General features: G+C 54.7%; 8 protein-coding genes and 1 tRNA gene. 6 read left to right on the top strand and 3 right to left on the bottom strand.

The genetic code is table 11. The features are described from left to right. Positions 1-109: 109 nt before the first annotated feature. The gene (locus tag ACVWZ1_RS14115; protein WP_414407603.1) at positions 110-505 is read right to left on the bottom strand and encodes a DUF4346 domain-containing protein; all 396 of its coding nucleotides are present in this window, start codon (positions 503-505) and stop codon (positions 110-112) included. A 194-nt stretch (positions 506-699) separates the two neighbouring features. Next, positions 700-1332: a DUF4384 domain-containing protein gene (locus tag ACVWZ1_RS14110; protein ID WP_414407604.1), complete on the bottom strand. Its 633-nt coding sequence runs from the start codon at positions 1330-1332 to the stop codon at positions 700-702. A 198-nt stretch (positions 1333-1530) separates the two neighbouring features. Here ACVWZ1_RS14110 and ACVWZ1_RS14105 point away from each other — a divergent pair, with 198 nt between their 5' ends. From ACVWZ1_RS14105 to ACVWZ1_RS14080, 6 genes are all read left to right on the top strand, one after another. Next, complete coding sequence (locus ACVWZ1_RS14105) at positions 1531-2040, top strand: tetratricopeptide repeat protein (protein WP_457503731.1); 510 nt, start codon at positions 1531-1533, stop codon at positions 2038-2040. Between the two features lie 85 nt (positions 2041-2125). After that, positions 2126-2210 (top strand) — tRNA-Ser (locus ACVWZ1_RS14100). Positions 2211-2280: 70 nt separating this feature from the next. Next, positions 2281-2475 carry a hypothetical protein gene (locus ACVWZ1_RS14095; protein WP_011433320.1) on the top strand — a complete coding sequence of 65 codons (195 nt, stop codon included), beginning with the start codon at positions 2281-2283 and terminating at the stop codon, positions 2473-2475. Between the two features lie 145 nt (positions 2476-2620). Then, positions 2621-5701 carry an anti-phage-associated DUF499 domain-containing protein gene (locus ACVWZ1_RS14090; protein ID WP_457503730.1) on the top strand — a complete coding sequence of 1027 codons (3081 nt, stop codon included), beginning with the start codon at positions 2621-2623 and terminating at the stop codon, positions 5699-5701. Then, entirely contained in the window at positions 5698-6375 is a 678-nt protein-coding gene (locus ACVWZ1_RS14085) for an anti-phage-associated DUF3780 domain-containing protein (protein WP_083757646.1), read from the top strand. Before ACVWZ1_RS14090 ends, ACVWZ1_RS14085 begins: the two co-directional genes overlap by 4 nt. 40 nt (positions 6376-6415) lie before the next feature. Beyond that, on the top strand, positions 6416-6634 hold the full coding sequence (locus ACVWZ1_RS14080) for a hypothetical protein (RefSeq protein WP_041437369.1): 219 nt from the start codon (positions 6416-6418) through the stop codon (positions 6632-6634). A gap of 89 nt (positions 6635-6723) precedes the next feature. On the opposite strand, the gene ACVWZ1_RS14075 is transcribed toward ACVWZ1_RS14080, so the two are convergent. After that, on the bottom strand, positions 6724-6846 hold the full coding sequence (locus ACVWZ1_RS14075; protein ID WP_457503729.1) for a DUF5615 family PIN-like protein: 123 nt from the start codon (positions 6844-6846) through the stop codon (positions 6724-6726). Positions 6847-6946: the final 100 nt, after the last annotated feature.

Raw genomic sequence — 6946 nt, 5'->3', positions numbered from 1 at the left:
ACTTTTGACCAGCAAACCTATATGGAGGAGGGCTTTCCTCCCGACACCAAGCCTGCGGCTATGGTGCGGGCCTCCAGCCCGAAAATTTGGTGAGCTTTCTGGGAAGGGATCAGTCTTGGATGTACTCCTCGCCAGAGATCAGGGCAGCTTCGGCTTTTTGAAACTCCCTTCCCAAGTAGGCCGCATGGCTGAGCTGGGAGACCACTCTCTCCTGCTCCTTTTCAAAGATCTGTACACACAGTTCTTTGGCCGTGCGCCCAACATACACCCGTTCAGGGGATCGGTTGACGGAGCCCTTGGCCGGGATCACAGCTCCTGTTTCCGGATCGGTGGCCAGCCCCCGCTCATTGATGACGGTGCTGTAGTACTTGGCGCAAATGAGGTTCTGCTCCCGATCCAAGTAGATGACGAAATAGCCCGCCGGATCCAGATCCAGGGGTCGGCGGGAGAGATGGTCGTCAATACTGCGAATCTGCTCGCTCAGGGGATTGGAGGAAGGGGACATAGAACGGCTGACCCAGAACCACACAGGACGTAGCCGAGACTACCTTTGGCTGCTCTCATTGTGGCAGATGAACCCAATCTTTGGGCAGCCTTTGGGGTGGTTGACTTCCTTCCCAGCTTGAACGGTGGGGCTGGTCATATACCCGATGAAGGGGATCCTGTGCGGGCCATCCACCTGAGGTCTCAGAGCTTGGATTAGCGCGGGGCAACCCGATAGAACCGAGTGGCCGTCACCCACTGGTCGGAAGGGATCCCCTCGACAATAATGGCGCGGGCAATGGCATTGCCCAGTTGGGATCCCCGCACCCGCACATCGGCAAAGGATCCACTCTGCTCGAAAGAGGCGATCTCCTGGAAGTTGAGAGGACGGGGAGAGGCCACCGCCAACACCTGGGCTTGACCGAAAGGCGGAGCGATGGTCAACCGGTAGCTGGCCCCCGGCGGTGGGAAGGTGCGCACTTCTCCGGCCCGCAGAAACTCGTTGCCGCCGGAAAAGCGGTTGGGCAAAATCAGGTGAGTACGGCCATCGGCTTGGATGCTGAACAAGTAGACGTAGGCATCGCGGTTGGTGCTCAGGGTAATAGAAATCGGCTCGCCAGGCCGGTAGATGGGGTTAGACCCGCGCCGATCCAGCTCCAGATTCACCCGCAGGTCGGAAGGAACGGGGTTGACAATGATGGAGCGGGTGCCAACATCCAACTGACGGGTATCGGCCAGTTGCAGCCTTTGTAAAGGAGGGTAGATGCCTAGGGTTTGCGGAAAAACAGCGGTGGTCGGAGCCACAGACAGCCCCAAAGCCAGCGGTAGGAAAAGCAGTTTGGCATTCATGGTTCACACCCAATCAATGGCTATGTTCATCCTAGGAAGGGGCGCAGGTTATGCGGGTCAGGCTTTGCGCAATCTCCAATCTCTTGCCGCGGCAGTTTCTCCTGCTGCAGATGGCACCCCCAAGAGGGAAAAGACGGTAAACCAGCGGGGGCACGGCTCTGTTCTCGGTACCTGGGATGGGAATTGGGAGCCACCGGTTTGGCAAGGGTTAATCTACAGGTAAGGGATCCCTTCCTCACGCCAGCTTCCCAGTCAACCCCCAACTTGCTCATGGCTCACGACAGCTACCAAGAAGGCATCGCAGCGGTACAAGCGGGCGATTTCCAGGCTGCCATCCAAGCGTTTCGCCAGGCGGTTGCTGCCGATCCAACCCATACCGAAGCTCGTTACAAGCTGGCCTGGGTACTGGGCATGAGCGGCTATCTGGATCCGGCCCTGACAGAGCTGGAAGCCGTTTTGGCGGCAGATCCCAACCATGTGGCAGCCCATTACAATCGAGGGGCCCTCCTCTTGCAAAAGGCCCAACTGGAAGCAGATGAGGACGGACAAATCGATCTGGCCGTTCTACAGCAGGCAGAAGCAGCCTTTCAAACGGTAATGCGCTTGGATCCCACCGACCAACGGGCCTTTGCCTTCCTCAATTTGGTCAAGCGGGCCATTCGCAACCATCAGGCGTCCACTCAGGTCTCCGGCGGCAGTGGCGGGTAAATCTGTGGGGGTTGTGGTCGGCAGCGATTGCACAGCCAGAAACCCATTGCGTAACATAAGTAAAGCCTGGGGATCCCAGCAGTTTGGAGAGGTGTCCGAGCGGTTTAAGGAAGCAGTCTTGAAAACTGCCGTGGTTCACGCCACCGTGGGTTCGAATCCCACCCTCTCCGTTTATCTTGAGGTAAAGCACAACGGGTCGAAGCTACAGAGATTCACTGGCCCAGAGGGGGAGCTATCCACATGACCATCCTTGATTTATCGACCTTGACCACTCAACAGCTCAAAGACATAGCTTGGCAGTTGCGGGGCACTCCCGCAGTGGAGCCCATCTATCGGGAACTGGGATCCCGACCCAAGAGCATAGTGATTGCACCTGAAGATCCCCAGTGGACAGAAAAGGTTAACCAAATCCTCACAGAGGGATCCCCATCCTGACCGTCGCATCCCAAACAAGGCGGGACATGAATATCGAACAGCCGCCCTTGCCTGCCTGTGTCAGCTCTGCTAAATACTGAACACCCCCCACAGTTCCTTTAGTTGAAGAGAGGGTCACCATCTTGGGTAGCAGGAGCTAGCCGCAATGATTCCCACCGTCAAAGACGTTTGTCAAATTCATCCTATGGCCTTGAACTACGCCATAGTTGAGCAAATTGAAAATCTGTCGAATGTTATCGAGCATACAGCAGAGGATGCCCGGGCATTCTTCGCCAAAAACCACATTACCCGCGGGATGGATCTGTTGCTGCGTCAGGGGCTCAAACGGCTGGCAGGTCGCTCCGACCAAGCGGTGTTTGAACTCAAACAGGCGATGGGGGGTGGTAAAACCCACTCCATGATTGCCCTAGGGTTGCTGGCGCGGGATGCCGCTTTGCGTGCCGAGGTTGTGCCAGACATCACTCAAGATGCTCCTTTTGCCGACGCTAAACTGGTTGCCATTAATGGACGCCTCAAGTTCGAGCAACGGTTTATTTGGGGAGAGATTGCCCGGCAACTGGGGAAAGAAGAGGCTTTTGTCAAATTTTGGCAGCACGGAGCAGATGCCCCCAGTGAGCAGGATTGGATTGATTTAATTGGAGATGAACCCACCCTCATTCTATTGGACGAGCTGCCGCCCTACTTCGACTACGCCATTACCCGCATGGTGGGCGGAGGTACATTGGCGCAAGTGACAACCTACGCCCTATCGAACCTGCTGAGTGCCGCCTTGAAGTTAAAGCGCTGCTGCATTGTCATTTCCAACCTATCCGGCAGCTACGAAGGAGCCTCACGGGAACTGCAAAAAGCAATCGGTAACTTCGCTCAAGAAACCAACCGCCAAGCGCGATCCATCACACCGGTAGACCTGGGCACATCGGAAATTTACGACATTCTCCGCAAGCGGCTATTTAGCTCCCTGCCCAATGTACAAACCATTGATGCAGTTGCTTCTGCCTACGCAAAAGTGCTGGGAGATGCAGCCAGAGCCAAATCAATTGCCAAAACTGCCGAACAAATTGCCGCCGAAATTCATGCTTCTTACCCTTTCCATCCTTCGGTTAAGCACATCATTGCCCTATTTAAGGAAAACGAAAGCTACCGTCAAACTCGCGGCTTGATGCAGTTTGTTTCAAAAATAATCCAGTCGGTATGGGAGCGTCCCAGCAACGATGTCTACCTGATCGGTTGCCAGCATCTGAACCTCAACATCCCAGATGTGCGGGAAGAGATCAACAAAATCAGCAATCTACAGGGAGCGATTGCCCACGATATTGCGGCCAATGGCACTGCTGTCGCTGAACTGGTGGATCAAAAACTGGGCCATGATGCTGCCAGTCAGATTGCTGCCCTGCTGTTGACTGCCTCTCTGTCTGAATCAGTTGATGCCGTGAAAGGCTTTACCGAGGGGCAATTTTTGGAATACCTAGTAGCTCCTCAGCGGAATGTCAGCGAATTTCAGGATGCTTTTCAAGCGTTCCGTGCCAACGCCTGGTACCTGCACCGCAAAGAAAACGATGCTTGGTACTTTTCCAACATCGAGAACCTGCGTAAGCGCATTGATAGCCGTGCCCGCAACGCTCCCCAGCCGAAAATTGATGCGGAAATGAAGCGGCGGCTGGAAGAAATTTTCCGACCCCAACGGCGGATTGCCTATCAAGAGGTGCAAGCCCTGCCCAAAATTGATGAGATTCGCCTCAATGGCCCGCGGGTGTGCCTGGTACTCAGCCCAGACAGCAAAACACCCCCAGAAGAGGCCCAGCAGTTTTGGGAAAGTGTTCCCGAGAAGAACAACTTTTGTGTGGTTACCGGAGATGGCTCCAATCTGGCCAGCCTAGAAGACAAAACCCGTCGTTTGTGGGCCGTTGCCCGAGTACTGGAAGAAACCGGTGGAGACAAATCCCCCCACAAAGCAGAACTGGAGGAAGAGGCCGAACAAGCCGCCTACGACTTTAACGCCACTGTGGTCAGCCTGTTCAATCGGGTCTATTACCCCATCAAGGGCAAACTGACTCCTACCAAGCTCTCCATGACCTTTACGGGCAATACCTTCCATGCTGAAGAGCAGATCGAAAAAGCCCTATCCGATGTCGGTGCATCCAAGCTGTATGTCGATGTGGAAGCCAATGCCGAGGCGTTGCTGTCGCGAGCAGAAGACCTGTTGTGGCCGGCAGGGGGAGAGCGGCGTATCCCTTGGCGAGACGTGGTTTCCCGCACCATCACCAACGAGCGCTGGCCCTGGTTGCCCCCCAAAGGAATGGATACCCTGCGGCAGATAGCCGTCAGCCAAGGTCGCTGGCGGTACACCGAAGATGGATACATCGAAAAGGGGCCCTTTCCGCCCCCCCGCACATCCGTAGCCATCACCCAGCGAGAATACGATGACCGCACCGGTACGGCTACCTTGGAAATTCTGCCTCGAGATGCGGGCAAAAATGGCCGTGTTCACTACAGCTACACGCCCAATGTGGATGCCAACAGCCCTGTGGTGCCCGATACGATCTGGACAACCGATGCCACTGCCCTGTGGTTTGTCGCCATTGACCCGGATGGCCGGCACGAGACAGGGGATGTCTATGCTTGGAAGAATACGCTGACCCTCACCCACCAGCCTCGTATTGGCGGCGGCAAGCGCACCGTAGAGCTAACCGTGAAACCCCGTGGTCAAATTCGCTGGAACACCACGGGCATTAACCCACGGGAAGGCACCCTCTACACTGGCCCCATCGAACTAGAGGGATCAGAAGCCGTTACCATCTATGCCTACGCCGAAGATCAAGGGGTGAGCACCACTCGCAACTTCACGATCCCGGCGCTCGACCAAAAAGGGCCGGTGATTGACAAAAACAAACCGGCTAAGCTGCACAAGCGCCTCAACCTGCAAGGAAATAAGGCGAGTTATACGGCCATCAATCAGTGCAAGGCTTTGGGTGTGCGACTGGCGGGTGGGATCTCCCTAACCGTGGGGGAAGGGAACCGAGCCATCACCACCCGTTTTGGAAGCGATATGGTGGTAAAAGCGGAAGACATTGAGCAGTTTATTGCGATAGCACGTCAGGCTTTGGGCAATGAGACGGCAGAGGTGAGTCTGCGCTTGAACGAACTACACTTCAGCAGCGGCCACGATTTGGAAGTCTTTTTGCATCGGTTGGAAATCAATCCTGAGCCGGGAGAGGTAGAGCAGTGAGCGATAAAAAATGGGAGACGGTGGGGTTCGGCTGTCCCAAAACCGTTGATCCCCACCACTTTGTGGTCGAAATACCTGCCGGCAGAACCGCTCCTGTGCTGATTTACGAAGTCTATGGCATCAAGGCGGGCATCAACGGACAGCCGGACATTGCGGAGCGCTGTGTTCTCAGCCGGTCTATCTGGAGCCAGATTGCTGAGGATCTCAAACAAGAGTTTAATGACCGCCTGCGGGCGAAAAAAATGAATCCGAGCCGTTGGACAACTGGCCGCAACCTCGTAGAACGTCTGCTGGGGAAGGAATTGCTGGTGCTGGCTTGGGCAGTAGAACGGGCCAAACCGGAGGCGATCCCCAATGCCATTCGCAACTGGAGAGGGCTGCGTCCAGAAGAGCGCTGGTGGCTTTACACCATGACAGCAGCGGCGACAGGGGGTGTCGATCACGGGAATATCGGTTGGCGCAAAGCCCTGCGCTATGCCCTCACAGAAAATCCCTTGACGGAACTGAGTGTGCCCACTCCGGTCAAGCGCCCATACCAGCCAGCTTGTTCCGATAGCTTGCGTAGCGAAGCCGTAGAAGCCGATCAACTCAGCCTGTTATCCTGCTTGCAAGAAGATCCCTCGCCCTTTTGGGATAGTGAAGCAACCATTGGCACGACAAAGCTAAGAGATTAAGTTATATAGATAAAACCGCCTATTTGGGAGAATGCAAATGATGACAGAACTGCTGGAGAAAGCGATTAGCAAGTTAAAAGCTCTACCCACAGAGGAGCAAAATGCAATTGCCAGCCTGATTCTTGATGAGCTAGAAGACGATCAGCGATGGGAAGAATCCTTTGCTTCTTCAGCGGATATGTTAGCAAAACTCGGTGCCGAGGCAATAGCCGAGTATCAAGCAGGCAAGACGGAAGAATTAAACCCCGAAACGCTGTGAAATCTCGCACCACTGCCCAGTTTCGCAAGTTGTTTAACGCTCTTCCAGAGTCCATTCCAGATTTGGACAAGCTAGACTTACAAAGGACGCTAATCCCGATCAAAAGTCAATATAATCCGCTTCTCTTGTGCAGCTCTAGCCAAGACCTCGAAATCTTTAGTACCTGGAGCTTCCTCTGAGAGCGATGCCACATCTAAGCCAGCATCTCGCAATAGACAGATACAGCCTTTTAATTTAAAATAGGGTACAGGTATTCAAGAGGAAGGAGAGAAAGGAATGCCGACTCATTCTTTGGATTTGCGGCAAAGAGTT

The organism is Thermostichus sp. MS-CIW-25 (assembly GCF_054060015.1).
The sequence above is the reverse complement of the archived record's forward strand: the minus strand, read 5'-3'. Positions and strand labels throughout refer to the sequence as shown.

Bases quoted from the DNA above. Each gene is read 5' to 3' on its own strand.
- ACVWZ1_RS14090 (WP_457503730.1), top strand. From the start codon at position 2,621: ATGATTCCCACCGTCAAAGACGTTTGTCAAATTCATCCTATGGCCTTG.
- ACVWZ1_RS14110 (WP_414407604.1), bottom strand. From the start codon at position 1,332: ATGAATGCCAAACTGCTTTTCCTACCGCTGGCTTTGGGGCTGTCTGTG.
- ACVWZ1_RS14080 (WP_041437369.1), top strand. From the start codon at position 6,416: ATGACAGAACTGCTGGAGAAAGCGATTAGCAAGTTAAAAGCTCTACCC.
- ACVWZ1_RS14115 (WP_414407603.1), bottom strand. From the start codon at position 505: ATGTCCCCTTCCTCCAATCCCCTGAGCGAGCAGATTCGCAGTATTGAC.
- ACVWZ1_RS14095 (WP_011433320.1), top strand. From the start codon at position 2,281: ATGACCATCCTTGATTTATCGACCTTGACCACTCAACAGCTCAAAGAC.